The sequence below is a fragment of the Mesorhizobium sp. P170090 genome (assembly GCF_057786115.1).
The window spans coordinates 4695376-4720617 of record NZ_JBYNWH010000001.1; the positions used below are offsets into that span (position 1 = coordinate 4695376).

The window sequence follows — 25242 nt, forward strand, 5'->3', positions numbered from 1 at the left end:
GCTCAGCTCTTGCTGGCCTTTTCCTTCACTGCCGAAACGGTCTCGTCCGGGCGGTGCTCGACGGTGCGCTTGTCTTCGGCGGTATCGTCATCGGCCATGCCCTTCTTGAAGCTCTTGATGCCCTTGGCCATGTCGCCCATCAGCTCGGGTATCTTGCCGCGGCCGAACACCAGCAGCACGATCACCAGCACGATCATCCAGTGCCAAATCGAAAATGAACCCATTGTAACTCTCTCTCGAATGTTTTCCCTGGCGATGATCTATGCGTTTTCGCGTTGGGATTCAAACACAACAGCGACAAAGTTTATGAAGGCGCGGCTTATGTCACGCATTTTCGGCAAAGCTGCCCGCTACCAATCGGCGCATCTACCGCAGCAATGCAGCTTTTTGACAGCGGCTTGCGGTCAATCTTCCGTGACGCGCGGCGTCAGCAGGCCGAGTTCCTCGAGATCGATGTCGGTCAACGCATCCTCGTCCTCGGTCAGCGCGTCCGGATCGGCCGGCGGCAACGGGATGGCGAAATTCGACGGCATGCGGCCGGAGAGCAGCCCTGCCCCCTTCAGTTCGTCCATCCCGGGAAGATCGCGGATCTCCTCCAGTGCGAAATGGTCGAGGAAAGTGTCTGTCGTGCCGTAGGTGACGGGACGGCCGGGCGTGCGGCGGCGGCCGCGCATGCGCACCCATTCCGTTTCGAGCAGCGTATCCAGCGTGCCCTTCGAGGTCTCGACGCCTCTGATGTCCTCGATCTCGGCGCGCGTCACCGGCTGGTGGTAGGCGATGATCGCCAGCACTTCGAGCGCGGCGCGCGACAGCTTGCGCTGCTGCACCGTGTCGCGGCTCATCAGGAAGGCGAGATCGCCGGCGGTACGGAACGCCCAGGCATCGCCGACCCGAACCAGATTGACGCCGCGCCGCGCATAGATCTGCTGCAGCTCAGCCATGGCAGCGGCAATGCTGATGCCATCGGGCAATCTGGCTGCGAGCTGCTTTTCGCTGACCGGCTCGGCGCTGGCGAACACGATCGCCTCGGCCATGCGTATGGCTTCGGCCATATGCAGCCGTTCGCCAGGATTCAGAAGCAGGGTATCAGTCGGGTCCTGGGCGATAATGCCCTCCTCGGTCTCTTCTTCGACCTTGAACGGAATGACCGAAGCGTTGGCGCGTTCGCTCATGATGCCACCTCGACTGCCTTGATTGGTTGCGCGCGGCCGCGCAGATAGAGCGGCGCGAACACCTGGTCCTGTCGCATCTCGATGCTGCCTTCGCGCACCAGTTCCAGCGACGCCGCGAACGAGCTGGCAATCGCGGTACGCCGTTCGTCCGGGCTGGTCAGGTAATTGATCAGATAGCTGTCCAGCGCCGTCCAGTCGCGCAGCGAGCCGATCAGCCGGGTCAGGATATCGCGCGCATCCTTGAGCGACCACACGCCACGCCGGGCAATTGTCACATTGGTGATCGCCTGTTTCTGGCGCTGCTGCGCATAGGCGGTGAGCAAATCGTAGAGCGAGGCCGAATAGGCGTTACGCTTCTCGACGATGACCATTTCAGGCATGCCGCGTGCAAACACGTCGCGGCCGAGCCGGTTGCGGTTGACCAGCCTTGCCGAGGCGTCGCGCATGGCCTCCAGACGCTTCAGCCGGAACTGCAGCACCGCGGCCAGTTCCTCGCCGCTTTCGCCTTCCTCGCCGGGCTGCTTGGGGATGAGGAGCTTCGACTTGAGGAAGGCCAGCCACGCCGCCATCACCAGGTAGTCGGCGGCAAGCTCAAGCCTCAGCGCCCTCGCCGTCTCGACGAAGGTCAGATACTGCTCGACCAGCGCCAAGATGGAAATCCGCGACAGATCGACCTTTTGGTTGCGGGCGAGATGCAGCAAGAGGTCGAGCGGACCTTCGAACCCGGCGACGTCGACGACAAGCGACGGGTCGCCGGTGACCCGTGAATTGTCGTTCTCGGCCCACAGACGGTCCATCGGTGCGGCCTTCGCAGCCTTGCTGTCCAATGTCTCCGCCACTTGTTCCTTTACCTCTGGTTAGAGCATGATGCCGAAAAGTGTGAAGCGGTTTTCGGACGACATCATGCTCTCTCTATCTAATTTAGAGACGGATTCAGATTTCAGGTCGAACAGACCTGAAATCATCCGTCTCTAGGCCACCGCATCGAAATAGGTGGCAAACTCGGCGCGTATCTCGGTTTCGTCGGCCCGGTCGCGATCCCTTATATAGGTCAGCGCCCGCTTGGCGCGCTCCAGCGATGTCCCTTCAAGTCCCGTGGTTCGCGATGCGATGCCCGCCATCTCCTCGAAAACGCCATTGCAGTGAAGGACCAGATCGCAGCCCGCCGCAAGGATCGAGGCCGCCTTTGTCGGGAAATCCCCAGAAAGTGCCTTCATCGAGGTGTCGTCGCTCATCAACAGCCCGTCGAAGCCGATCTCGCGGCGGATGATCTCGTCGATGACCTTGCCTGACGTGGTCGCCGGGTTGTTCGGATCGATGGCGCTATAGACGACATGCGCCGTCATCGCCATCGGCAGATGGCTAAGCTCGCGGAAAGGGGCGAAATCATGCCGCTGCAGGTCGCTCAGCGAGGCATCCACCACAGGCAGTTCGAAATGCGTGTCGGCAAAGGCGCGCCCGTGACCCGGAATGTGCTTCATGACCGGCAGCACGCCGCCCGACATCAGCCCTTCCGCCGCCGCGCGGCCGAGTTCGATGACCGGGCGCGGCTCCTTGCCATAGGCGCGCGCGCCGATGACGTCGCTGGCGCCCTCGATCGGCACGTCCAGCACCGGCAGGCAATCGGCAGAGATACCGTAGCGTAACAGGTCGAAGGCGTGCAGCCGCGCCATCAGCCAGGCAGCGCGGGTGCCGGCATCATGGTCCTTGCGCCACAATGCACCGAGCGCGCCGCCGGCGGGATAGTTCGGCGCCAGCGGCGGCCGCAGGCGCTGCACCCGGCCACCTTCCTGGTCGATGAACACCAGCGCATCGGGGCGCCCGATACAGTCGCGCATTTCGGCGACCAGATCGCGGATCTGCTCGGTTTCGCCGATGTTGCGCGCAAACAGGATGAAGCCCCACGGGCATTCATTGCGATAGAAACGGATTTCTTCGCGGGTCAGCGATTTCCCGGCACAGCCGAGGATCATGGATTTTGATTCGGTCATTCCACCAGTTTAGGGCTTCGCGCCGGCAAAGGGAATCTCCCCGGACGGCAAGCGCCTCAACCTCTCGCCCATCCACATGAAAAAGCCGGCGCGACCGTTGGGAACGCACCGGCTCTGATAATTGGATCCGGCCTTACCGAGACACGAAGCAGTTGCCGCCGGCAGCCTTGTAGCTGGTGCACAGATTGATCGCATCGTTGCGCGATTGCGCAGGCACCCGGACACGGTAGAAGGTGCCCTTGCCGGCGATCTCCGCCTTGACGATGTTGGCGGTGCGACCGGCGAGCACATTTCCATAGCGGCGCTGCAGGTCGGCGTAGTTGGCCTGGGCGCTTTCGACCGTCGGCTGCGAAGCGATCTGCATCGACCACGAACCGCCCGATGTCGAAGCCGTCGCCGGGATGGAGGCAACCTGGTCGGGCTTGACCTCGCCGACCACGTCGACCGGCTGGTCGGACGGGCGCTGCGGCGCTACGGCAACCGTCTGCGGCGTGTTGGCGGACTGGGTCTCAGCCTTCGGCGTGGCCGCCGGCTTCACCGGCTTGACCGGCTTGGCGGTCTCGGCACTTGCCTGGTCGCTATTTGCCTGATCGGCAGGCGCCACGGTGCCGGTCTGCTCGGCATCGGCCGAAGGGGCGACGTGCTGCGGCGCCGGGTCAAGCGGCTCAGTCGCCGCAACCTGTGGCGCGGCCGGCGTCGAGTCCTCGCGGGCCACCAACGAGCCGTCGGGCTTGACCACCATGGTCCGCACCTTGCGCGGGGCAACGGCGACCGTATCGGGGTTCTTGTCGGCTTCCTGCAGCACCTGAGCGATGCGGTCCTCGGACTTTGGCGCCGGCGCGACAGCCGCGTCGGGGTTGACGGCAGCTTCGGGGTTGCCGGCAGCGTCGGGGCCTGGGGCAGCGTCGGTATCGTCGGGCGACAGATCGACGACGCGGCTTTCAGGCTCCTGCGCCTTCACATCGACCGGCTCTTCGGTGTTGGTGACCAGCTTCTCCTGAACCGGCTCGGCCGGCTTGGTGCCCTTGGCGACCGCATCATAAACCTTGTTGTCCTGGTTCGGCACCACGGCGCCGCCCGGATTTTCGGGCTTGACCTTGATCGGCCTGTTGTCGGCTTTGACAATGACCGGCGCATCGCTGCCGCCCTTTCCGCCGAACGACAAGGCGAAGGCGCCAAGGCCGCCGGCAATCGCAACCGCAGCAACGACCCCCGCGACCAGCAGGCCGCTCCTGCGCGGCCGTGCGGCTTCCTGCTCGGCGAGGCCCGGCACCGCCATTGCCTCGTCCAGATCCGGATCGTAGTCGAGTTCGTCGACCGCGAAATCGTCGGCCTGCGAAACCGGCTGGCTGCCGGGCAGATCGTCCATGTCGAAGCCGCCGGCGGCATCGGCGTGGTGAGCTTGCGTGGCTGCAAGCACTTCGGCTGGCCGCGCCGCATAGGCGCGCTGGTCGAGCTCGTGGCCCGAACTGAAGCCGGAACTGTAGGAATCGTCATCATAGCCGGCACTGCGTGCGGCAGTGGGCGGCGCCACTTCCACCGCGTTCATCTCGTTGAGCATGCCGGCGAATTCGGCGTCGATGTCGTCATAGGCGGCCGGCTCGTCTTGCTCGAAGCTGAGTTCTGGAATGTCGAGGTCGTCGGCAATCGCCACCACACGCTCCGGCACATCGACCGTCTCGACATCCGGCATCTCGTCATAGGCCTGAGGCGGCGCCTGGCGCGATGGCGTCGGCGCCGCATAGGCAGCAGCTGCAACCGGCTGGTCGCGATAGCTTGGCGCTGCCGCCGGCGGCATGGACGGCTTTTCTGCAAAAGAAGGTTGCGGCTGCGCTGCAAAGGAAGGCTGGGCCGGGGTGGGAGTCACGCGGCTCCACGAACGCGCCGGCTCCGGCGGCGTCGAGCGCCAATCGCCAGCGACCGGTGCTGCCGTGTCATTACCGAGATCGATGCCCTTGGCGAGCGCCGCATCGAAGGCATGATCATCGAACTCGATCTCGGGCTCATGGCCCTCGAGTTCGCCGGCAAGCAGATCGTCGAAATCGGCATCGTCCGCCCGGACCTCCTGAGGAGCCGGCGCGTGTTCGTCCAGGTCCCAGTCGAGATTATCGACCGGAGCGACCGGCGTTGCGACGGACCGCTGCACCGGGGCAACCGGCTCATAAGTCCTGGCGGGCTCGATGGCGGCAGCCCTGGTGGGCTCGGTGACGACCGGAAACGGCGCGACTGGCGCCGGGCGTGGTGTGGTCATGGCGCCAAGCAGCGCGTTGAGTTCATCTTCCAACGTCCGTTCGTCAGCGACCGGAGCGGCCGGGGTCGCCATATTGGTAGGCGCCACATAGGCTGGTGCGACCGGAGTTGGCTGAACCGGAGTGGGTGCGATCTCGGCAACCGGCTCGTGATCGGCAAGCGCATCATCGATGCTCAGATCGAAATCGTCGAATGCTTCGTGCGCAGTCTCATGAGAGGGGCTGGCCTCCACAGTCCAGGCCGGCGTCTCGTTCACTTCCGGCGCATCCATCTCAACCGGCGCGCTGGCCTGCAGATCGCTGACATCCAGATCGCGCTCTTCCGGATCCTCGGCCTCAACAGGCTGAGCCTCGAAAGCCTGAGGCTCGAAATGCTCGGCCGCAAAATCCTGGGCTGCAAAATCCTGGGCCGCAAAGTCCATGTCGACATCGGCCATCGCGTCATCGAAATGACCCGCAAAATCCTCGTCGGCAACAGTGTGGTCGGCAACTCCGACGACCGGCGCCTCGGCTACTGGCGCGGCATACTGGTCCTGCGCCGGCGCAGGACCGTCCAGCGTCAGCTCGTCTTCCAGCGACATCGAGACGGCATTGTCGAAATCATCGTCGAACGCGACATCGTCGGCGGGCGCAGCAGCAACCTGGGCTACATCTGCGGCATGGGCGACGGTCGCATCGTCATCGAGCAGCAACCCCTGCTCGAGCGAAGCGGCAAGCTCGTCATCAATCGGCAGGTCGTCTTCGAGCGGCGATACGTTTTCCAGTGAACTGGCCACGGCATTGTCGAAATCGTCATCGAATGCAGCTTCGTCGAATGCGGGCTCGGCAAACCAAGGTTCGGCAACCGAGGGTTCAACGGGAGCAGCCGCAGCCTGCGGGGCAGCGCCGAAATCCAGATCGGCGGCATCGTCGAAGACGAAATCATATTCCAGCGAAGCAGCCAGCGCATCGTCCATCGCGGCATCGGTGGTTTCGAAAGCCGGCTCGCGAATCTCGGCAGCAGGTTCGTAGGGCTCAGCGGCAGGCTGGTGAACCTCGGGAGCTGGCTGGCTGGCCTCCATGGAACCGACTTCATCGCCGAATTCGCCCATCAACTCCTTCTCGAGGTCGATGTCGAAATCGCCCTCGTCCGCAGCCGTCTCGACGGCTGGCGCCTGCGGCTTGACCGGCTGGCGCGGATCGAAACCCATGATCCTGGTCAGTTCAGCGAACGGATCATCTTCGGCGATGTCGTTGTTGTCGGCTACTCTCAGCTGGGTTCTGTCTGCCATTATTGTTCCCGAACTCGCACTCATTCGGACGCCATGGACGTCGCGTAGGGTTGGCCCTTACCAGCGCAATGTGGGCAAATGGTGACAGGTGTTTTAGTTAAACCTAACGCATCTCAGTGGGCGCATCAGCCCCAATCAGCGTCAGGCCGGAGGTCAAAACATCCGAAACAGCCTGCACCAGCCCTAGTCTGGCATGAGTCAATTGTCGGTCGTTAACCTTAACAAAACGTAAGTCGGCATTCTCGGTGCCCCGATTCCAGTGTCCATGGAAGCTGGAAGCCAGATCGTAGAGGTAGAATGCCAGCCGGTGCGGCTCCAGCGCAAGGGCCGCAGATTCGACCAGCCGGGGATATTCAGCCAGCTTCCGGATCAGGCCGATCTCGCCCTCGTCGGTGAGCGACGCCGAGGCCGCGGCCAGGCTGTTGCGGTCGAAATTGGCCTCGCCCAGTTGCTCGCTCGCCTGCCGGAACACCGAATGACAGCGCGCCGAAGCGTACTGCACGTAGAACACGGGATTGTCCTTGGACTGTTCGGTGACCTTGGCGAAATCGAAGTCGAGCGGCGCGTCGCTCTTGCGGTAGAGCATCATGAAGCGGATCGCATCGCGGCCCACCTCCTCCACCGCTTCGCGCAAGGTCACGAAGTCGCCCGACCGCTTCGACATCCGAACCGGTTCGCCATCGCGAAACAGCTTCACCAGATTGCACAGCAGCACCGTGAGTTGCAGCTTCAGATCATCGCCTGCAATCGCCCGCGCCAGCGCTTCCAGCCGCTTGACGTAGCCGCCATGGTCGGCGCCCAGCACATAGATCAGGCCGACGAAACCGCGGTCGACCTTGTCCTTGAGATAGGCGACGTCGGCGGCGAAATAGGTGAACGAGCCGTCGGACTTGACCAGCGCCCTGTCCATGTCGTCGCCGACCGCCGTCGAGCGGAACAGCGTCTGCTCGCGGTCTTCCCAGTCGTCCGGCTTCTCGCCCTTGGGCGGCGGCAGCTTGCCCTTGTAGATATGGCCCTTCAGCGTCAGATCGTTGATCGCCGAGCGGATTTTTTTGGCATTGTCGGCATGCAGCGTGCGCTCGGAGAAGAAAACGTCGTGATGCACATTGAGCAACGCCAGATCCTCGCGGATCATCACCATCATGGCGTCGATCGTGCGGTCCTTGACGATTGCCAGCGACTGATCGTCGGGCATCTGCAAGAGCTTGCGGCCAAATTCGGCAGCCAGCGCCTGACCGACCGGCACAAGATAGTCGCCGGGATAGAGACCGGCCGGTATCTCGCCAATGTCGTCGCCCAGCGCTTCGCGGTAGCGCAGGAAGGCCGAACGCCCGAGCACGTCGATCTGCGCGCCGGCGTCGTTGATGATGTATTCCTTGGTGACGTCATAGCCGGCGAAGGCCATCAGATTGGCGAGCGTGTCGCCGACAACCGCGCCCCGGCAATGGCCGACATGCATCGGCCCGGTCGGATTGGCCGAGACATATTCGACATTGGTCTTCTTGCCGCCACCAATGGTCGAGCGGCCGTAGTTTTGCCCCTCGCCGAGCACCGCGGTCAGATGTGCCTGCCAGAAAGCGTCCTTGAGCCGGAGATTGACGAAGCCGGGACCGGCGACGTCGGCTTCGGCAACATCGGCGTCGCTGCGCAGCACTTCCACCAGCCGCTCGGCCAGCGCCCGCGGGTTGTGCCCTGTCGGCTTGGCCAGTACCATCGCCGCATTGGTGGCGAGATCGCCATGGCTGGCGTCGCGCGGCGGCTCGACGGCGATGCGCGACAGGTCGGGCGAAACGCCATTACTGTCTTTCAAATCAAGCGCTTCGACGGCTTTTGTGATTCGCGCGCTGAAATCGGCGAAGATGTTCATGGGTCTTGCTCTGGCGGACTGTGCAGGGGAACCGGCTCATTGGCCGGCAAATCGCGCCCGCCCTAGCTTAAATCGGGCGTATGGTCAAACAGACGGCGGTGTTCCTTCAAGGCGTAGGTATCCGTCATCCCCGCGAGGAAATCGGCGACGCTGCGCGCCTTGATGCGGTCCTCCGCCCGGTCGAGCCCCTCCCGCCAGCCGTCCGGCATGGCGCGCGGATCGGCGTAATAGACATCGAACAGGTCGCGCACGATCTGCTCGGCCTGAGTGCGCACGCGCATCACCTCGTCATGCCGGTAGAGATGCTTGTAGAGAAAGGTCTTCAATTCCTTCTCGGTCGCCGCCACGTCAGCGGAAAAGGTCACCATCGTTTCGCCCGCCGCCCGCACCGCTTCGGCGCTGTCAGGCTTGATGCGCTCAAGATTGGCGGTGGTGGAAACAATGACGTCCTCGACCATCATCGTGATCTGCCGGCGCATCAGCTCATGGCCGGTGCGCACATCGTCCAGGCCCGGATAGCGCGCGCGCACGCTTGCCAGGATCGATCCCGGCAGCGCCACCGTTTCCAGCATGTCCAAGGTCAGGAAGCCGGAGCGCAGGCCGTCGTCGATGTCATGGGTGTTGTAGGCGATATCGTCGGCGATCGCAGCACATTGCGCCTCGATGCCGGCGAAATGGTCGAGTTCGAGGTCGTGCAGCTCGGAATAGTCGCGGATCGCCTGCGGCACCGGGCCTTTGAGCCCTTTTCCCTTGGCATCTGTCAGCGGCCCATTGTGCTTGACCAGCCCTTCCAGCGTTTCCCAGGTCAGGTTTAGCCCGTCGAACTCGGCATAGCGCCGCTCCAGCCGCGTCACCACGCGCAGCGACTGCGCATTGTGGTCGAAGCCGCCCCATTGGGCCATCCGCTCGTTCAGCGCGTCCTCGCCGGTATGGCCGAACGGCGTGTGACCGAAATCGTGCACCAAGGCGACCGCCTCGGCCAGATCCTCGTCGCCGCGCAGCGCTCGCGCCAGAGCCCGCGCAATCTGCGCCACCTCGATCGAATGCGTCAGCCGGGTGCGATAGTGGTCGCCTTCATGGGCGACGAACACCTGCGTCTTGTGCTTCAGGCGGCGGAAGGCAGTCGAATGAATGATACGGTCGCGGTCGCGCTGGAATGGCGTGCGAGTCGGGCTCTCGACCTCGTCATAGAGCCGCCCGCGCGACCTGGCTGGGTCGCTGGCATAGGCCGCGCGCGGCCGATAGCCGAACCCAATGTCGCCAAGCTCATTTGTCATGGCTGATGCCGCCGCAGTTGACTTGCCCCTTCCCGCTTCATACCTATCATGTGAAACTGAAAGCAAGGTGACGCCCATGGGCGCTGATGCCAAGACTGCCATGAAAGTCGAGATGACCGAGTCCGCCGCCAGGCGGATCGCGAAAATCGTCTCTGGCGAGGCCGGCAAGACGGCGCTGCGCGTCTCCGTAGAGGGCGGCGGCTGCTCCGGCTTTTCCTACAAGTTCGACCTGGTCAATACGCGCAACGACGACGACGTCGCCATCGAAAAGGACGGCGCCACCGTGCTGATCGACGATTTGTCGCTGGTCTATATGGGCGGCTCGGTGATCGACTTCGTCGACGATCTGATGGGCCAGTCGTTCCAGATCCGCAACCCCAATGCAGTCGCCTCCTGCGGCTGCGGCACCAGTTTCTCCATCTAGGCAGATGTCCGGCGTCGGCGCGGTCCGTCAGGTCGCACTGTCGGCCGGGCGCGACCTCGACGTCACGCTGGCCTTCTGGCACGATGTGCTCGGCCTCAGCGTTCATGCCCGCTACGATCCGCCGGGCATCGCCTTCATCATGGCCGGTGATATCAGGTTGCTGTTCACCGATGGCGTTCCGGCCGGCACCGTCTATCTCGATATAGCCGGGCTCGAAGCCTTCCACGCCGAGGCGAAAGCGTCCGGCGTTCCCTTCACCGCACCGCCGGCGCTCGTCCACAACGACACCGAAGGCACGTTCGGAACGGCAGGGGAAAGCGAGTGGATGGCCTTTCTAAAGGACCCGGCAGGCAATACGATCGGGCTTGTCGAACGTCTTTCGCCCGAACATCCCTGAGGCCGCCCATGAAAATCGTTACCTGGAACATAAACGGCATTCGCGCCCGCATAGGCAACCTCACCCACTGGCTGAGCGAAAGCCAGCCCGACATCGTCTGCCTGCAGGAGATCAAGTCGGTCGACGAGCAGTTCCCGCGCGCCGAGATCGAGGCGCTTGGCTACAACGTGGAAACCCATGGCCAGAAGGGCTTTAACGGCGTCGCCCTACTGTCGAAACTTCCGTTCGACGAGGTTATCAGAGGCCTGCCCGGTGATGACGCCGACGAGCAGGCGCGCTTCATCGAGGGCGTGTTCTCGACCGACCAGGGCGCGCTGCGCGTCGCCTCGCTCTATCTGCCCAACGGCAATCCCATCGATGACGAGAAGAAATTTCCTTACAAGCTGGCCTGGATGGAGCGGCTGCATCGCTGGGCCGAGCAGCGGCTGCTTCTGGAGGAGGCGCTGGTGCTGGCCGGCGACTACAATGTCATCCCCGAGCCGGTCGATGCGCGCTTCCCCGAGAACTGGCTTGGCGATGCGCTGTTCCAGCCGCAGACGCGGCAGGCCTTCCGGCGACTGAAGAATCTCGGCTTTACCGAGGCGGTGCGCGCCGTCACCGATGCGGCCGACGTCTACACCTTCTGGGATTACCAGGCCGGTGCCTGGCAGAAGAACAACGGCATCCGCATCGACCATCTGCTGTTGTCGCCCGAAGCCGCCAACCGCTTTTCCTCGGCCTCGATTGAAAAGCACGTGCGCGCCTGGGAAAAGCCTTCCGACCATGTGCCGGTGGCGATCGATCTGGCGCTGCTGCCGGCCTGATATCAGCCGAAACCCTGATGTCGCCACAATCGCGCCATTCAGTCAGAGGTCAGCATGGCGGCTGGGGTTCCATGGCACTACGATTCCTCCTTTGCCCGATCGGCCTGGCATTTGCCATGGCCTCTCCTGCAGCGGCACTTGCCGACCAGCAGTGCCTGGCCAATGGCAAGTCCTACCAGGTCGGCCAGGTCACCTGCCTGACGGTTTCAGACAAGAGCCATATGGCCCGCTGCGACCTGGTGCTCAACAACACCTCATGGACCAAGATCGGCGACAGCTGCCCCGACAGCACGATGAAGCCGCATCTGCACGTCACGCCGATCTCGATGCCGGTACACAGAGCGGCGCCGGCGGAACTCACCGAGAACTGATGGATGTGAGCTAATTTCCCCCTTGAGGGGGAGATGGCCGGCAAGCCAGAGGGGGGCGCGAAGAAACGCGACCTTTCGGTCAAACAAGCTCACCCTCTCAGTCCAACCCGGGCAAACTTTAGTCAACTGAAATGCCAGCGGGACAGCGCCCCCCTCTGCCCTGCCGGGCATCTCCCCCTCAAGGGGGGAGATTGGCAATTTCACTGGTCGCCGCCGCCCTTGGTGAGAATATCGTCGGCAAGCGAAATCGCAGTGCGGCGGTCGGCTTCGCCGGCGGCGGCAAATGCCTCTTCCTGCATGCCGCGGATCCACGGCTGGTCGCTCGGCGAGGCGCGTTCGAGCGCGGCGGTCATCATGGCCAGCCCGCGCACGATCTTGCCGCTCTGGAACAGAAGATTGCCGAGCGTCGCCTGGGCGCCGGCATGGCCTTTTTCGGCGGCGAGCTGGAACCAGCGGCCGGCCTGCTTGACGCTGGCCTTGACGCCGCCCTCGCCCTTCAAAAACATCTGGCCCATCTCGAACTGAGCGTTCGGGTTGCGGTAATTGGCGGCCGCGCGCATGTAATATTCCTGCGCCGCGACCTCGTTTTCCTCGACCGGGCTGCCGGGGATGCCTGTCCGGAGATAGTCGCCCAGCGCCACCAGCGCGTCGGAGACATAGCTTTCCTCCGGCGATCCCGGCTCGACATCCTGATCGACGATCTCGGAGAAGAATTTGAAGGCCGCATAGTCGTCGCGCGTCACGCCGTCGCCTTCGGCGTACATGCGCGCGAGCTTCCAGGTGGCGCCGATCTGGCCGTTCTCGGCGGCGTATTTATAGGCCTCGACCGCCTGTTCCTTATGGCCGCTCTTGTAGGCGGAGAAGCCGAACTGGAACACGGCCCATGGGCTCGATTGCGGCTTCACGCCGGTCTTGTCGTCGAACACCTTGTCGTCGAAGGCCATGGCCTGGCCCACGGCGCCAAAGATCGCAACAGCGACCAGTGCCGGAAGGACAGACGACCTCAACAACTCAGATATCCGCATAGCAATGTGTTTCTTTGGCACCGCCCGGATGGGTGACCGCGCCGTGGCGGGCAGGCCCTACCGTCTGTGCGTATTTCCAGATCGCGCCCGACTGATAGTCGGTCGTGCGCGCCTTCCAGGCCTTCGCCCTCGTTGCCAGTTCAGCCTCGGACAGGTCGACCTCGATCGTGCCTTTGGTTGCGTCGATCGAGATCACGTCGCCATCCTTCAACAGTCCGATCGGGCCGCCAACGGCAGCTTCTGGCCCGACATGGCCGATGCAGAAACCGCGCGTTGCGCCCGAAAAGCGGCCGTCGGTGATGAGGGCTACCTTGCCGCCCATGCCCTGGCCGTAGAGAGCCGCCGTCGTCGACAGCATCTCGCGCATGCCCGGGCCGCCACGCGGACCTTCATAGCGGATGACGAGAACCTCGCCTTCCCGGTAGTTGCGGTGCGTGACCGCCTCGAAACATTCCTCTTCCGAATCGAAACAACGTGCCGGGCCTGAGAATTTCAGCTCCGTCATGCCTGCGACCTTCACGATCGCGCCTTCGGGGGCAAGGTTGCCCTTCAAGCCCACGACACCGCCGGTTTGGGTGATTGGTCGGTTGGCGGGACGGACCACATCCTGGCTATCATTCCAGGCAACATGCTCCATGTTTTCGGCCAAAGTACGGCCAGTCACGGTCATGCAGTCGCCATGGAGATAGCCGTGGTCGAGCAGCGTCTTCATCAACAGCGGAATGCCGCCGGCCTCGAACATGTCCTTGGCGACATATTTGCCGCCCGGCTTGAGGTCGGCGATGTAGGGCGTCTTCTCGAAAATCGCGGCAACGTCGAACAGGTCGAACTTGATGCCTGCCTCATGCGCGATCGCCGGCAGGTGCAAAGCCGCATTGGTCGAGCCGCCGGTGGCCGAAACCACGGTCGCCGCGTTCTCCAGCGCCTTCAGCGTGACGATGTCGCGCGGCCGGATGTTCTTCGCGACAAGCTCCATGATCTTTTCGCCAGAGGCGAAATTGAAGCGGTCGCGCATCTCGTAGGGCGCCGGCGCGCCGCAGGAATAGGGCAGCGCCAAGCCAATCGCCTCGGCGACGGTGGCCATGGTGTTGGCGGTGAACTGGGCACCGCAGGAGCCGGCCGAAGGACAGGCGACCTGTTCGATCTCGAGCAGCTCGGCGTCGCTGATCGTGCCGACCGAATGCTGGCCGACAGCCTCGAACACATCCTGCACGGTGATCTGGCGGCCGCGATAGCTGCCGGGCAGGATCGAGCCGCCATAGATGAAGATCGACGGCACGTTGAGCCGCACCATGGCCATCATCATGCCGGGCAGCGACTTGTCACAGCCGGCAAGGCCGACCAATGCATCGTAGCAATGGCCGCGCATGGTGAGTTCGACCGAATCGGCGATGACATCGCGCGACACCAGCGACGACTTCATGCCCTGGTGACCCATCGCGATGCCGTCGGTGACAGTGATTGTGCAGAATTCGCGCGGCGTGCCGTTGGCTGCGGCGACGCCCTTCTTGACCACTTGCGCCTGGCGCATCAGCGAGATGTTGCAAGGCGCCGCTTCGTTCCAGCAGGAGGCGACGCCGACCAGCGGCTGTGCGATCTCGGCGGCAGACAGGCCCATGGCATAGAGATACGAACGGTGCGGCGCACGCGCCGGACCGACGGTCACATGGCGGCTCGGCAGCTTGGCCTTGGAAATGACTCTGGCGTCCATACTCTTCCTTGCCGCGGGCGGTGCGGCCTGCCCCATCGCCGAGCCTTCTGGCGCGTGTCCCGAGACAAATTCGAGGTGCGCCGGGTTTATGGCGGGAAATGGGCAATTTGGTCTGGCGGAGTTGTAGCGCGGGGGTTGTTCAGAAACTGTTGCCAAAACGTCACAATCGCGAGAGGCGACGCCAGTGCGGCGATCTGCAACGCTGGCGCGCCCGCCAGCGCAGGGCCAACTCTGTCCGAAAAACGTAAAAGGCCGGGCAACGCCCGGCCTTTTACCTGTATTTTCAGAAGCTTAGAACCTAATTTTAACACCGCCCGAAATGGCCGTGATCAGATCGTTGCCAAAGTCGTAGGTTGCGTCTGCACCAACGACTTTGCCGTTCTCGCCAATCATTATGCCGGAGTGACCGCTGGTCAGCACGCCGATTGCACCGCCCAACCGAACCTCGATGTTGGGCTGTGGCGTATAAGCGACGCCGCCACCCAGCGTCCAGGTATCGGACTGCGAACCATAGCCATGCGAGGTGCCGCGATCCCAGGAAATCTGGGCCGCACCGCTCCACTGATCGTTGAACTTGTGGCCGACGCCACCTGAAACGGTCCAGCCGTCGCGATACATCAGGTCAAGCGAGGTGACCTCTCCCGGACCATTGGTGTAGCAAAGTGACGATGGAGCAATCGTCGGGCAGATCGGAACGCTCTGCAGCACACTCCAGTTCACCCACTTGATCGAACCGAAGGCTAGCCATCCTGGAGCGATACCCGACTGCAATTTCAACTCCACGGTATCAGGCATGTACTGCGTTGAGCCGTAGATCGGGATAACGCCTTGGCCGACACTGGTGAGATCGAGTTCACCTGAGAGATTGTCGAGCTTGACTTTCGAATTGTAGACGAGGCTCGCGCGCAACGCGATGTCGGGGATTTCGTAGGCAACGCCGGCGCGCCAGCCCCAGCCGTTAGCCTCCAGATCGACACGACCTGTCAATACCGGGAAAACGCTTACCAAGCTTTCTTTGAAGCCCCCTATGTCCTGGTAAAACAACCCGCCGATAAAACGAAGCTGGCCCTTACCAGCATCAAATTTATATGAGCATGTACCGGCGTAGTTGTTGCTTTTGATATCGGTTTCCGTGTTGGAAAGCGCACCGTTCCATATACCAGGTGCTGTATGCGCACCCCAAGGCTGCGAATAGTCGACCATGCAGTCGACGCCCTGCACAACCTGAACCTTCATTCCTATGTGCGGTATCCAGTAACCCTCGGCTCCGTCGGCCGTCGTGCCAAGACCTAGGTTGGCGCCGTTCGGACCGGCCGCATTCTTGAACTTGCGATCCGGCATGACATAGGTCGCTTCAGCTTCCGTCGCAAACGGCGCTGGGTCGAAAAGCAGGTCGATGTCGTAGCCACCACGCTCCAGACCGCCGGCACGCGCCGGATGCATCGCGGAACCAATCAAAGCCAGCGAAAAACACCCCGCCCCCAGCAGTGTTTTCAAACGCAAATTGTTCATGGATGTCCTCCCCGAAATACAGTGCATCAAGCTAGAACCAATTCGGGTTAACGGTGCAACAATGAATTCACATAGCGTACATGTACACTCTTGCGGACCGCATTTCGAACACAGTGGCGGCTTGGCCGGCAGGTTCGAAAATGACCATTTGGGCGGCAGACTGGGGAACAAATCAGAAAAAACCGCTCAAAACGGCACCAAAACCGGCTATTTTGCCGGCATTCGGCCCCATTGTTACATTATGGCAACAATGGGGTCGAAACTTTCCGTTTACGTCAATATTAACGCAACGGAACGCCTATTTTTCGAGCAAAAGAACCTTCGCGAAGCGCTGCAAGCGTCTCGCGAATCCGGCGCTCAACCGGCGTCGCGCACCCTGGTCAGCGCCACCGAAAGCTTCTCCTGCTGATCACGGTATTCCGCGAGTTTTTCGCGCTCGGCTGCGACGATCTCTTCCGGCGCGCTGGCGACGAATCTCTCGTTGGACAGCTTCTTGTGCAACCGCGCGATCTCCTCGGTCACCTTGGCCAGTTCCTTCTGCAGCCGCGCCGCCTCGGCGGAGAGATCGATCAGGCTGCCGAGCGGCAGGCAGATCGTCGCCTCGTTGAGCACGATCTGGGCCGAGCCCTTGGGTGCGGCGTCCTGCAGCGAGATGTCGCCGGCCCGCGCCAGCCGCTGGATGGCGGAAGAATGGCGTTCCAGCCTCTGGTGGGTCTCGGCCCTGGCGCCGACCACCACCAGCGGCGCGATCGCCGCCGGCGGCACGTTCATTTCCGAGCGCACCGAGCGGATGCCGGAGACCAGATCGACCAGCCAATTGATGTCGGCGGCGGCGTCTGCGTCCTCGAAATCGGGTGATGGCCAGGCGGCGTGGCAAAGCAGCGTACCACGCGTCCTGCCCTCGCCTGCCGTCTGCGCCCACAATTCCTCGGTCATGAACGGCATCATCGGGTGCAGCAGCTTGTAGATCTCGTCGAGCACGAAAGCGACGCAGGCGCGGCTTTCGGCCTTGGCCGCTTCGTCGGAGCCCATGAACACCGGCTTCAAGAGTTCCAGATACCAGTCGCAGAAGAGGTTCCAGACGAAACGGTAGGCAGCGCCCGCCGCTTCGTTGAAGCGGTAAGAGGTGATGCCCTCGGTGATCGCGTGCGACGCCCTGGTCAGCTCGGTCAGGATCCAGCGGTTGACCGGCAGCCTGGCGTCGTTCAGCCAGAAATCATCATTGCGCGCGACCTCGTTCATCTCGGCAAAGCGTGTCGCGTTCCACAGCTTGGTACCGAAATTGCGGTAGCCGGCGATGCGCGCCGGATCGAGCTTCACGTCGCGCCCCTGCGCCGCCATCACCGTCAGCGTGAAGCGCAGTGCATCGGCGCCAAACTCGTCGATGAGGTCGAGCGGATCGATGACGTTGCCTTTCGACTTCGACATCTTCTGCCCGTTCTTGTCGCGCACCAGCGCATGCACATAGACGGTGTGGAACGGCTCCTCGTGCATGAGATGCAGGCCCATCATCATCATCCGGGCGACCCAGAAGAAGATGATGTCGAAACCGGTCACCAGCACGTCGGTCTGGTAATAGGTCTTCAGCTCCGGCGTGTGATCCGGCCAGCCCAGTGTCGAGAACGGCCACAGTGCGGACGAGAACCAGGTGTCGAGCACGTCCTCGTCGCGGCTCAGGATTTCGCCCGGCTTGAAGGTCTCGAGCTTGTCCTCGACCCAGGCCTTCCACGGGCCTTCCAGCGCCAGATAATATTCAATCGCGGCGCCCAGCGCCTCTTCCTCGGTCTTCTCGACGAAGACGCGGCCGTCCGGCCCGTACCAGGCCGGGATCTGATGACCCCACCACAGCTGGCGTGAAATACACCAAGGCTGGATGTTCTCCATCCAGTCGAAATAGGTCTTCTCCCAGTTCTTCGGCACGAAGTTGGTACGGCCTTCACGCACCGATGCGATCGCCGGCTTGGCGAGTTCCGCGGCGTTTGCATACCACTGCTCGGTCAGAAACGGCTCGATCGGCACGCCGCCGCGGTCGCCATGCGGCACGGCGTGGCGATGCGGCTCGATCTTGTCGAGGAAGCCGCCGGTCTCCATCAGCTCGACGATTTTCTTGCGCGCGACGAAACGGTCGAGACCGTCGAGCTCGTCCCAGACGGCCTGACGCTCCGGCGTCACGTCGAGCCCGGCGAGAAAATCCTCATTATCCCTGAGCGTTATTGCCGCCTCGATGGTCAGGATGTTGATCGCCGGCAGCTTGTGGCGCTTGCCGACCTCGAAATCGTTGAAGTCGTGCGCCGGCGTGATCTTGACCGCGCCGGAACCCTTTTCCGGGTCGGAATACTCGTCAGCCACAACCGGGATTTTCCGGCCGACGATCGGCAGCACGACATTTTTCCCGACCAGCTGCCGGTAGCGCTCGTCGTCCGGGTGCACGGCGACCGCCGTATCGCCAAGCATCGTCTCGGGCCGTGTCGTGGCCACGGTAATGAAGGTCGCCGAATTTTCCGGATCGAAAATCTCGCCCTCGATCGGATAGCGGAAGTGCCAGAGATTGCCGTTGATCTCCTGCGGCTCGACCTCCAGGTCGGAGATCGCCGTCAACAGCTTCGGGTCCCAGTTCACAAGGCGCTTGTCCTTGTAGATCAGCCCTTCCTTGTAGAGGCTGACGAATACTTCGAGCACGGCCTTGGACAGGCCTTCATCCATGGTAAAACGTTCACGCGACCAGTCGGCCGAGGCGCCGAGCCGCTTCAGCTGGTTGAAGATGGCGCCGCCGGACTCGGCCTTCCACTCCCAGACCTTCTCGATGAACTCCTCGCGGGTGAGATCGCGGCGATGGATCTGTTTCTCCATCAGCTGGCGCTCGACCACCATCTGCGTGGCGATGCCGGCATGGTCCATGCCCGGCTGCCACAGCACGTTCTTGCCGCGCATGCGCTCGAAGCGCACGAGTATGTCCTGCAGCGTGTTGTTGAGTGCGTGGCCCATATGCAGCGAGCCGGTGACGTTGGGCGGCGGGATGACGATGGTAAAGGCCTCGGCCCCCTCTTCCGCACCTGCGCCGGCGCGAAATGCGTCCGCCTCTTCCCAGATTTTGGCGATCTTGGGTTCGACGGTCTTGGCGTCGTAGGTCTTTTCAAGCATGGGAAAGTGGTCCGCGCGGTCGGGAGTTTTGCTGACCCGGTGTAAATCGGAAGGTTTTGGCCAAGTCAACCGCGAGGGCTGCCTCAGTCCTTCAACGCAAATAGGCGGGGCCCTGGTCATTTCAACGGGAAGGCCATGCCCGCACCTTCATCGTCAGCGATCCCGACGGGAAGCTGATCGCATTCGCGACATCAGCCGGACGCTGGCCTGCAGCGAGAAAGCGCCGCCCGAAGGCGGCGCTTTAATCCGGAACGGGCTGTGGTGATGCCTATTGCGCGCCGCGCGCGACGCGCTCGATTTCTTCGCGTACCAGGCGCTCGACCAGCGTCGGCAGGTTGTTGTCCAGCCAGTCCTGCAGCATCGGCCGCAGCATCTCCTCGGCCATCTCGTCGAAGGTCTTCTTGCTGCGGCTGGCGAAGGCGTCGGAGAGCTCGCCGAAGGCGGCTGCGACCTGCCGTCCCGTATGTTCCGAAACGATCGCCGGACGGGCCGGGGTTGTATCGGCCGGGCGCGCGTGCTCGCTGCGCGAAGGACGAGGCTCGAAAGCCGGCTCGGCAGCGAGATCGTCTTCGAAAGCCTCGACCTCCGCGATTGCTGCCTGCCGATTTTCAGTCTCTGGCTGCCTGATCTCCGGCTGCCTGATCTCGGGCCGCCGTACTGTGTCAGCCGGTTTTGCCTGATTGCCAACGGCCGCGATTTCGCGGCGCCAATCCGTGACGATCGAGTCGGTGGTTTCCGCCTTTGCCCGCACTGCAGCTTCTGCCCTGACGGCGGGAGCTGGCTCACTGGCTATCCTGGCGCTTACTTCCGCCAATGTCATCGGAGCATGCGCGGGTGGCGCGGCGGTCGTGGCATTTGCCGCAATGGCCGGCTTCACTGGCGACGGGTCGGAGCGCGGCTCCAGCCGCGCAACCACCGGCTCGGCCAGTTGGGCCTGCACCTCGGCCAGCGTCACCGGCTTCTTGCTTTCGGTCGAGCTGTGCAATTCGCTGCGGAAGGCCTCGACATCCGAAACAGGCCCGGCGGCCGGCACAAGGTCCTGTCGCAACTCATCGGTGTCGCCCTTGCGGCCGGTGTCGCTGTCTTCGATGATCCTCCTGATGGAAGCCAGTATTTCTTCCATGGAAGGTTCGCGCTGTGCGCTGCTTGCCGTCGCCATCGTCACATCCGCCGCCCCCGCGCATGATCCCGAAAATCGATCTCGATTTTCGAAGAGGATCAGGCGCAAAATCAAAGTTCTACAGCCTCCTTTGCGCATCCATCGGACGCGCGGCGCTGTAGTGACCCGTTCCTGGATTCCTGTCCGGCAAAGCCGGATACGAATCATGGCGACAGCGTAGCCGACGGATCGCCATCCGAGAATCCCCAATCTCGGAAGACGCCGGATTTCAACAATTTAGGCTACAAAAGACAAACGCCGCGCATCCTTGGGAAGCGCGGCGCTACGATACTTTCAATCTTGGCGGGATTTGAACCGCTCAGTCGCGATCAACGACCGTCCGGCGTACGCAGCCCGATCCATTTGTCCTTGACGGCTCTGTAGTGCTCTTCAGGCTTGTACTTCACCACATTCAACGCCAGGCGATCGGCCGACAGGCGGCCCATGGCCGACAGGATGGCGTAGCTCGCTACAACCACATCGCGCTCGGAGCTGGCGAGGTCGATCTTTGCCGAGATGACGGCGTTCTGGGCATTCAACACGTCGAGCGTGGTGCGCTGTCCGACATTGCGCTCCTCGATGACGCCGTTGAGCGCCAACTGTGCGGCCGCGATCACCTGCCGATTAGCGTCGACGCTTTCACGCGCTGCGATGTATTGCGTCCATGCCGAGGTCACGGCCTGGCGCACCGAGTCACGGCTGACATCCACCTCGATGCGAGCCTGGCTGAGCGATTCCTTCGACTGACGAACGAGTGCGGAGGTACGGCCGCCCGAATAGATCGGAACGGTCAGCGTCGCGCCGACGGTGGCGGCATTGGAATCGCCGTCCGAATCCCCCGCGCCAGGTACGGTATTTTGATAGACATGGGAAAGGCCGGCACTGGCAGTCAACTGCGGCAGCAACGCACCCTCCTGCGTCTTTACATCAAATCCGGCTGCATCGACGGAATGTAGGGCGGCCAGGATGGCCGGATGCTCGTTCGATGCAATGCCGATCGCCGCCTCGAGACTCCTCGGCAACAGCTTCGCCAACGGCGACGCGGCCTTGAGCTTGCCCGGCTCGTCACCGACGATCTGATGATAGGTTGCCGCACTGGCCAGAGCCTGCGCACGGGCAGCACTCAATTGCGCCACCGCGGCCGAACGCGACGCGTCGGCCTGCGCCACATCGGTGCGCGTGCCCTCGCCGACCTCGAAGCGCGAGCGTGCCGCGCGCGCCTGCTCGGTCAGGAACTGCAGATTCTGTTCGGTCAGCACCGCCACCTGGCGGTCGCGAATCACGTCCATATAGGCGCTCGCCGCGTTGAACAGCGTGTTCTCTTCGGTGTTGCGCAGGCCCTCGACCGAGGCCCTCACCTGTGCAGCGGCCGACGCGACCCTGTTCTTGGTCTGGAAGCCGTCGAACAGCGTCTGATCAATCCGAACGCCGAAGCTGCCGGTGGTCAATGCCAGGCTCGCGTTCCTGCCGTTCAGGTGCCTGGAGGTGTAATCGATATCAGCCGAACCAGTGATCACCGGGCGATAGCCCGACTTGGCGATCGCCACGCCCTCATCGGTGACGCGCACGCCGGCACGGGCCGAATTCAGCGAGGAATTGTTCTGGTAGGCCTTGGAAAGCGCGCCGAGAATGGTTTCCGCCGAGGCGGCTATCGGCGAAAGCGCTGTCGCGGAAATGAGGACAGTAACAAACAAACTCTTGGCTAAGGACGGCACTTTATATCCCTCATTCGTTTTGCACGGGAACCACGCCACGCCAGCCCATCCCTAGGGATCGGCCAGCGCCGCGTCGATGTATCGTTCCCCCGCTGACAGCCTCCCGAAACCCCGGTTAACCAATCAGCAACGATTGTTCAATCGCAAGCCAACATGACAGAGTCTTTGCTGCAAGGCAAAATCACTTAGAACTCGAAGGCATGAATGCGTTCAAACCCGGGTAGTGGCTTAATTGCCGCATTAAATGCCCGTCTTCCGGTTACAACCCCCCCTGCATTGAAAAAGAGCCGGGCTACGCCCGCATTGCCCTGCCCTTCCACAGCCACCAGCCGGCCGCCTTCGGCAAGCTGGTCAAGCAGCGCCGCAGGCACTTTCTCGACGCTGCCGCCGATGAGAATCACATTGTAGGGCGCCTTGGCGGCATGACCTTGCGGCAGTGGGCCGGTGACCACGGTGACGTTATCGCAGCCCTGCGCCGAAAGCGCCGCTTTGGCTGCTTCCGCCAGTGTGGTATCGCTTTCCAGCGCCACGACGGATTTGGCCAGCCTGGACAGCAGCGCCGCGGAATAACCGGTGCCGCAGCCGACATCGAGCACCGAATCGCCGGCGTCGATCTCGGCCAACTGCAAAAGCTTGGCCAGTGGCGACGGCTCCATGAGGTAGCGCGCACCGCTGCCATCGGCGCCGTCGGAGATGCGGATATCCTCGTCGATATAGGCGAGAGCCTGTTGGCCGGCCCCGACAAAGGCCTCGCGCGGCACGGCAAGCATGGCATCGAGCAATGCTGCGTCGGTCACATCGGTGGTGCGGACCTGGCCGTCGACCATCTTGACGCGAAGTTCGGAGAAATCAGCGCTCATGTCCCAACCAATCCGTCAAAAGCCAATGCGCTGAATGCGCTTGTCGCGCCGACACTGCGGCGCATTCGAACTCAAGCCCCCGGCATGCGGGAGTTGAAGCGATTGGAGGCCTCGCCCGGAATCGAACCGGGGTGCAAGGATTTGCAGTCCTCTGCGTAACCACTCCGCCACGAGGCCTCATCGCTCCCGGCGAGCGAACTCAATATGGTGGCAGCGAAAGGTCGTCAAGCGTCCGCGCGGCATTCCGGCGCGCTTTCCTCATCAGCCGCCGCAACGTGGTTCCCGAGCGATTTCAGCGCTTGGCGCACCGGCATATTGGCCGCTCCTCAAGCATGGCTGCGCGACCGGCGAAACTCGAACCCGCAGCTTTACGCAGCGGGTGCAAACTGGCTTTCACCGTAAACGCGCGGCTGACACCAGGGGCTGCCGTTCTCAAGGAGATATTCGAGGGGAAGGTCTGCGGGGGGGGTGGAAGCGAAGCGTCCACTGAACCGGGACCGCGCGCCATCGCTTTCAATTTGGCCGGCGACGCCGTTCCCACCAGACGACGAACCGGCGCCGCAGGCGGCGCACCGCGGCAAATTCGTAGGAAAGCACCAAAAGGCCGAGCGGAATCATCCAGAAGCCGAGAATCGGCAGGAAACCGAGAAGGCCGAAAAACACCAGCATGATACCGATGGCGATCCTCAGCCCGCGCGAGCGCGGCATGGTGAACTCGCGCCCGAACACCGAGATTTTCCGCGCCGGTGCCTGGTTTTCGTCTGCTGCAGTCATGTCGAAAGTCGATCCGGTTGCCTTCGATAAAGCCATGTGCGCTAAAGGCTGCAATCGCCTTTCAGGTTCCGCGGACCAAGGTCCGACGGCGCCCAAGACGGCTCATATGTGGTGTCATCCGGCGATTGCCAGAAACCATTGGGTGAAAATGCGCTAAAAAATGCGAAATGCTGCTTTGCAAAGCCGAAAAGGGTTTGCTATAGGCTGCGCCACTCACATGAGAGCCTCTATTCCCCGGTAGCTCAGTGGTAGAGCAACCGGCTGTTAACCGGTTGGTCGCTGGTTCGAATCCGGCCCGGGGAGCCACCGCCTTTTCTAAGCCGTGGTGCGATCTTGTACACTACAGCGCCATTGTCCGCGCACTTCGGTCCGCTTAGCTTCTGCCAGAACGGCTGGTAACAGCTACGAAGCCGATCGAGGCAGTTTGGTGGGCATCGCGCCCCTGCCCTGGCCCGAAGGCAGCCTGATAACGCCCGGTATCATCTATGAAAATACCAAATCGGGAGGACGTTGGTGCAAACCAAGAAGATCATCAATGACGGCAATCGGGCCGTCGACGAGATGCTGGAAGGCATCCTGGCTGCGCATCCCCGCCATCTCAAAGCCGTTGACGGAAGCCCGCGCTCTATCATCGCCCGCGATGGACCGCGCCAAGGCAAGGTAGGCCTCGTCATTGGTGGCGGCTCGGGCCACGAGCCGAGTTTTCTCGGCTTCGTCGGCAAGGGGCTGGCCGACGCGGCGGCGATCGGCAATGTCTTCGCCTCTCCGCCGCCCGACCCGATCCTCGAATGCGCCAAGGCGGCGAGCGGCGGCGCCGGTGTGCTGTTCATGTACGGCAACTATGCCGGCGACGTCATGAATTTCGACATGGCGGCCGAGATGGCCGCGATGGACGACATCGAGGTGCGCACGGTGCTGAGCACCGACGACGTCGCTTCCGCGCCCGTTGGTGACAGGCACAAGCGGCGCGGTGTCGCAGGGAACTTCTTCATCTTCAAGGCGGCAGGCGCCGCCTGCGACCGCATGTTGTCTTTCGATGAATGCGAACGCATTGCCGGGAAAGCCAACGACCACACCTTTACCATGGGCGTCGCATTGGCGCCCTGTTCGTTGCCGCAAACCCGCCGGCCGAATTTCGAAATCGGACCCGACGAGATGGAGATCGGCATGGGCATCCATGGCGAACCCGGCATCGCACGCGGAAAACTCAAAACGGCCGACGAGATCACCGACGAAATGTTGGACAGGATTCTCGCCGAGATGGCGCCGGCACGCGGCGAGAAGGTCGCCGTGCTGGTCAATTCGCTGGGTTCGACACCGCTGATGGAACTCTACATCATGAACCGGCGCGTGAAGCAGCGGCTTGACGATATCGGTGTATCCATTCACGCAAGCTGGGTCGGCAATTACTGCACCTCGCTCGAAATGGCCGGCGCTTCGATCACGCTGCACCACCTCGACGACGAGTTGCAAACGATGCTCGACCACCCTTGCGACTGCGCCATGTTTCGCGCCGGGTAAAC

Annotated in this window: 21 protein-coding genes and 2 tRNA genes; 7 read left to right on the forward strand and 16 right to left on the reverse strand. The window is 62.6% G+C overall.

Going from position 1 to position 25242, the window contains the following annotated elements:
• Positions 1 to 2: 2 nt before the first annotated feature.
• The 7 genes from AC3EML_RS22840 to AC3EML_RS22870 form a co-directional block, all read right to left on the reverse strand.
• On the reverse strand, positions 3 to 224 hold the full coding sequence (locus AC3EML_RS22840) for a twin-arginine translocase TatA/TatE family subunit (protein WP_023681650.1): 222 nt from the start codon (positions 222 to 224) through the stop codon (positions 3 to 5).
• A 180-nt stretch (positions 225 to 404) separates the two neighbouring features.
• The gene (gene scpB, locus AC3EML_RS22845) at positions 405 to 1172 is read right to left on the reverse strand and encodes an SMC-Scp complex subunit ScpB (RefSeq protein ID WP_023667689.1); all 768 of its coding nucleotides are present in this window, start codon (positions 1170 to 1172) and stop codon (positions 405 to 407) included.
• The gene (locus AC3EML_RS22850) at positions 1169 to 1969 is read right to left on the reverse strand and encodes a segregation and condensation protein A (RefSeq protein ID WP_460221792.1); all 801 of its coding nucleotides are present in this window, start codon (positions 1967 to 1969) and stop codon (positions 1169 to 1171) included. The genes scpB and AC3EML_RS22850 overlap by 4 nt, the downstream gene beginning before the upstream one ends.
• Positions 1970 to 2143: 174 nt before the next feature.
• Positions 2144 to 3163 (reverse strand): beta-N-acetylhexosaminidase, encoded by a 1020-nt coding sequence (nagZ, locus tag AC3EML_RS22855; protein WP_023681654.1) that lies wholly within the window; start codon positions 3161 to 3163, stop codon positions 2144 to 2146.
• A 133-nt stretch (positions 3164 to 3296) separates the two neighbouring features.
• Positions 3297 to 6683: an SPOR domain-containing protein gene (locus tag AC3EML_RS22860; RefSeq protein ID WP_352520492.1), complete on the reverse strand. Its 3387-nt coding sequence runs from the start codon at positions 6681 to 6683 to the stop codon at positions 3297 to 3299.
• Positions 6684 to 6786: 103 nt separating this feature from the next.
• Positions 6787 to 8550 (reverse strand): arginine--tRNA ligase, encoded by a 1764-nt coding sequence (argS, locus tag AC3EML_RS22865; protein WP_023744778.1) that lies wholly within the window; start codon positions 8548 to 8550, stop codon positions 6787 to 6789.
• Positions 8551 to 8612: 62 nt separating this feature from the next.
• Positions 8613 to 9827 carry a deoxyguanosinetriphosphate triphosphohydrolase gene (locus tag AC3EML_RS22870; RefSeq protein ID WP_023688214.1) on the reverse strand — a complete coding sequence of 405 codons (1215 nt, stop codon included), beginning with the start codon at positions 9825 to 9827 and terminating at the stop codon, positions 8613 to 8615.
• Between the two features lie 76 nt (positions 9828 to 9903).
• Here AC3EML_RS22870 and erpA point away from each other — a divergent pair, with 76 nt between their 5' ends.
• The 4 genes from erpA (at position 9904) to AC3EML_RS22890 (ending at position 11822) form a co-directional block, all read left to right on the forward strand.
• Positions 9904 to 10251, forward strand: a complete 348-nt coding sequence (erpA, locus tag AC3EML_RS22875; protein WP_031199080.1) for an iron-sulfur cluster insertion protein ErpA — start codon at positions 9904 to 9906, stop codon at positions 10249 to 10251.
• Positions 10252 to 10255: 4 nt separating this feature from the next.
• Positions 10256 to 10648 (forward strand): VOC family protein, encoded by a 393-nt coding sequence (locus AC3EML_RS22880; protein WP_023681658.1) that lies wholly within the window; start codon positions 10256 to 10258, stop codon positions 10646 to 10648.
• An 8-nt stretch (positions 10649 to 10656) separates the two neighbouring features.
• Positions 10657 to 11451, forward strand: coding sequence for an exodeoxyribonuclease III (gene xth / locus AC3EML_RS22885; protein WP_023667698.1), 795 nt, complete (start codon positions 10657 to 10659; stop codon positions 11449 to 11451).
• Positions 11452 to 11522: 71 nt separating this feature from the next.
• Entirely contained in the window at positions 11523 to 11822 is a 300-nt protein-coding gene (locus AC3EML_RS22890; protein WP_023667699.1) for a hypothetical protein, read from the forward strand.
• 200 nt (positions 11823 to 12022) lie between these two features.
• On the opposite strand, the gene AC3EML_RS22895 is transcribed toward AC3EML_RS22890, so the two are convergent.
• The 3 genes from AC3EML_RS22895 to AC3EML_RS22905 all read right to left on the reverse strand — a co-directional run bounded on the left by AC3EML_RS22895 (position 12023) and on the right by AC3EML_RS22905 (position 16070).
• Positions 12023 to 12847 (reverse strand): tetratricopeptide repeat protein, encoded by an 825-nt coding sequence (locus AC3EML_RS22895; protein WP_023667701.1) that lies wholly within the window; start codon positions 12845 to 12847, stop codon positions 12023 to 12025.
• On the reverse strand, positions 12834 to 14558 hold the full coding sequence (ilvD, locus tag AC3EML_RS22900) for a dihydroxy-acid dehydratase (RefSeq protein ID WP_023733697.1): 1725 nt from the start codon (positions 14556 to 14558) through the stop codon (positions 12834 to 12836). Before ilvD ends, AC3EML_RS22895 begins: the two co-directional genes overlap by 14 nt.
• A 291-nt stretch (positions 14559 to 14849) precedes the next feature.
• Positions 14850 to 16070: an OmpP1/FadL family transporter gene (locus AC3EML_RS22905; RefSeq protein ID WP_023667703.1), complete on the reverse strand. Its 1221-nt coding sequence runs from the start codon at positions 16068 to 16070 to the stop codon at positions 14850 to 14852.
• A gap of 148 nt (positions 16071 to 16218) precedes the next feature.
• Between AC3EML_RS22905 and AC3EML_RS22910 the strand changes: the two genes are divergently transcribed.
• Positions 16219 to 16479, forward strand: a complete 261-nt coding sequence (locus tag AC3EML_RS22910) for a hypothetical protein (protein ID WP_156937187.1) — start codon at positions 16219 to 16221, stop codon at positions 16477 to 16479.
• Here AC3EML_RS22910 and AC3EML_RS22915 read toward each other — a convergent pair.
• The 6 genes from AC3EML_RS22915 to AC3EML_RS22940 form a co-directional block, all read right to left on the reverse strand.
• On the reverse strand, positions 16428 to 19211 hold the full coding sequence (locus AC3EML_RS22915; protein ID WP_023733698.1) for a valine--tRNA ligase: 2784 nt from the start codon (positions 19209 to 19211) through the stop codon (positions 16428 to 16430). The two genes, AC3EML_RS22910 and AC3EML_RS22915, sit on opposite strands and share 52 nt — an antisense overlap.
• A gap of 268 nt (positions 19212 to 19479) precedes the next feature.
• Positions 19480 to 20370 (reverse strand): PopZ family protein, encoded by an 891-nt coding sequence (locus AC3EML_RS22920; RefSeq protein WP_352520493.1) that lies wholly within the window; start codon positions 20368 to 20370, stop codon positions 19480 to 19482.
• Positions 20371 to 20699: 329 nt separating this feature from the next.
• Positions 20700 to 22085, reverse strand: a complete 1386-nt coding sequence (locus AC3EML_RS22925; RefSeq protein ID WP_023691095.1) for a TolC family outer membrane protein — start codon at positions 22083 to 22085, stop codon at positions 20700 to 20702.
• Positions 22086 to 22270: 185 nt separating this feature from the next.
• Positions 22271 to 22945, reverse strand: coding sequence for a protein-L-isoaspartate O-methyltransferase family protein (locus AC3EML_RS22930; RefSeq protein ID WP_023667707.1), 675 nt, complete (start codon positions 22943 to 22945; stop codon positions 22271 to 22273).
• 103 nt (positions 22946 to 23048) lie between these two features.
• Positions 23049 to 23122 (reverse strand) — tRNA-Cys (locus tag AC3EML_RS22935).
• 336 nt (positions 23123 to 23458) lie between these two features.
• Positions 23459 to 23719 carry a PGPGW domain-containing protein gene (locus tag AC3EML_RS22940; protein ID WP_023667708.1) on the reverse strand — a complete coding sequence of 87 codons (261 nt, stop codon included), beginning with the start codon at positions 23717 to 23719 and terminating at the stop codon, positions 23459 to 23461.
• Between the two features lie 231 nt (positions 23720 to 23950).
• Here AC3EML_RS22940 and AC3EML_RS22945 point away from each other — a divergent pair.
• Positions 23951 to 24025: transfer RNA gene (locus AC3EML_RS22945), tRNA-Asn, on the forward strand.
• 207 nt (positions 24026 to 24232) lie between these two features.
• Positions 24233 to 25240 carry a dihydroxyacetone kinase subunit DhaK gene (locus AC3EML_RS22950; RefSeq protein WP_023667709.1) on the forward strand — a complete coding sequence of 336 codons (1008 nt, stop codon included), beginning with the start codon at positions 24233 to 24235 and terminating at the stop codon, positions 25238 to 25240.
• Positions 25241 to 25242 lie beyond the last annotated feature (2 nt).

Coding starts and splice junctions, on each gene's coding strand:
- AC3EML_RS22840 (WP_023681650.1), bottom strand. CDS start 224: ATGGGTTCATTTTCGATTTGGCACTGGATGATCGTGCTGGTGATCGTG.
- scpB (WP_023667689.1), bottom strand. CDS start 1,172: ATGAGCGAACGCGCCAACGCTTCGGTCATTCCGTTCAAGGTCGAAGAA.
- AC3EML_RS22850 (WP_460221792.1), bottom strand. CDS start 1,969: ATGGACCGTCTGTGGGCCGAGAACGACAATTCACGGGTCACCGGCGAC.
- nagZ (WP_023681654.1), bottom strand. CDS start 3,163: ATGACCGAATCAAAATCCATGATCCTCGGCTGTGCCGGGAAATCGCTG.
- AC3EML_RS22860 (WP_352520492.1), bottom strand. CDS start 6,683: ATGGCAGACAGAACCCAGCTGAGAGTAGCCGACAACAACGACATCGCC.
- argS (WP_023744778.1), bottom strand. CDS start 8,550: ATGAACATCTTCGCCGATTTCAGCGCGCGAATCACAAAAGCCGTCGAA.
- AC3EML_RS22870 (WP_023688214.1), bottom strand. CDS start 9,827: ATGACAAATGAGCTTGGCGACATTGGGTTCGGCTATCGGCCGCGCGCG.
- erpA (WP_031199080.1), top strand. CDS start 9,904: ATGGGCGCTGATGCCAAGACTGCCATGAAAGTCGAGATGACCGAGTCC.
- AC3EML_RS22880 (WP_023681658.1), top strand. CDS start 10,256: ATGTCCGGCGTCGGCGCGGTCCGTCAGGTCGCACTGTCGGCCGGGCGC.
- xth (WP_023667698.1), top strand. CDS start 10,657: ATGAAAATCGTTACCTGGAACATAAACGGCATTCGCGCCCGCATAGGC.
- AC3EML_RS22890 (WP_023667699.1), top strand. CDS start 11,523: ATGGCACTACGATTCCTCCTTTGCCCGATCGGCCTGGCATTTGCCATG.
- AC3EML_RS22895 (WP_023667701.1), bottom strand. CDS start 12,847: ATGCGGATATCTGAGTTGTTGAGGTCGTCTGTCCTTCCGGCACTGGTC.
- ilvD (WP_023733697.1), bottom strand. CDS start 14,558: ATGGACGCCAGAGTCATTTCCAAGGCCAAGCTGCCGAGCCGCCATGTG.
- AC3EML_RS22905 (WP_023667703.1), bottom strand. CDS start 16,070: ATGAACAATTTGCGTTTGAAAACACTGCTGGGGGCGGGGTGTTTTTCG.
- AC3EML_RS22915 (WP_023733698.1), bottom strand. CDS start 19,211: ATGCTTGAAAAGACCTACGACGCCAAGACCGTCGAACCCAAGATCGCC.
- AC3EML_RS22920 (WP_352520493.1), bottom strand. CDS start 20,370: ATGGCGACGGCAAGCAGCGCACAGCGCGAACCTTCCATGGAAGAAATA.
- AC3EML_RS22930 (WP_023667707.1), bottom strand. CDS start 22,945: ATGAGCGCTGATTTCTCCGAACTTCGCGTCAAGATGGTCGACGGCCAG.
- AC3EML_RS22940 (WP_023667708.1), bottom strand. CDS start 23,719: ATGACTGCAGCAGACGAAAACCAGGCACCGGCGCGGAAAATCTCGGTG.